The sequence below is a fragment of the Klebsiella sp. M041 genome (assembly GCF_059759695.1).
The window spans coordinates 1-820 of the sequence record NZ_JCAXWU010000059.1 but is presented as its reverse complement, the minus strand read 5'-3'; the positions used below and the strand labels follow the sequence as shown (position 1 = coordinate 820).

Sequence of the window (820 nt, the reverse complement as noted above, 5' to 3'; positions counted from 1 at the left end):
GGCACTGTTGCAAAGTTAGCGATGAGGCAGCCTTTTGTCTTATTCAAAGGCCTTACATTTCAAAAACTCTGCTTACCAGGCGCATTTCGCCCAGGGGATCACCATAATAAAATGCTGAGGCCTGGCCTTTGCGTAGTGCACGCATCACCTCAATACCTTTGATGGTGGCGTAAGCCGTCTTCATGGATTTAAATCCCAGCGTGGCGCCGATTATCCGTTTCAGTTTGCCATGATCGCATTCAATCACGTTGTTCCGGTACTTAATCTGTCGGTGTTCAACGTCAGACGGGCACCGGCCTTCGCGTTTGAGCAGAGCAAGCGCGCGACCATAGGCGGGCGCTTTATCCGTGTTGATGAATCGCGGGATCTGCCACTTCTTCACGTTGTTGAGGATTTTACCCAGAAACCGGTATGCAGCTTTGCTGTTACGACGGGAGGAGAGATAAAAATCGACAGTGCGGCCCCGGCTGTCGACGGCCCGGTACAGATACGCCCAGCGGCCATTGACCTTCACGTAGGTTTCATCCATGTGCCACGGGCAAAGATCGGAAGGGTTACGCCAGTACCAGCGCAGCCGTTTTTCCATTTCAGGCGCATAACGCTGAACCCAGCGGTAAATCGTGGAGTGATCGACATTCACTCCGCGTTCAGCCAGCATCTCCTGCAGCTCACGGTAACTGATGCCGTATTTGCAGTACCAGCGTACGGCCCACAGAATGATGTCACGCTGAAAATGCCGGCCTTTGAATGGGTTCATGTGCAGCTCCATCAGCAAAAGGGGATGATAAGTTTATCACCACCGACTATTTGCAACAGTGCC

General features: G+C 52.4%; 1 protein-coding gene. It reads right to left on the bottom strand.

Annotation, left to right across the window (positions count from 1 at the left end; all coding sequences use genetic code 11):
* Positions 1-52: 52 nt before the first annotated feature.
* A complete protein-coding gene (locus AC6CWS_RS26460) occupies positions 53-757 on the bottom strand; it encodes an IS6-like element IS26 family transposase (RefSeq protein WP_001067855.1) in 705 nt (234 codons plus the stop codon).
* Between the last annotated feature and the right edge of the window lie 63 nt (positions 758-820).

What these genes read in the sequence shown, in the direction of transcription:
- AC6CWS_RS26460 (WP_001067855.1), bottom strand. Translation starts at nt 757, where the DNA reads ATGAACCCATTCAAAGGCCGGCATTTTCAGCGTGACATCATTCTGTGG.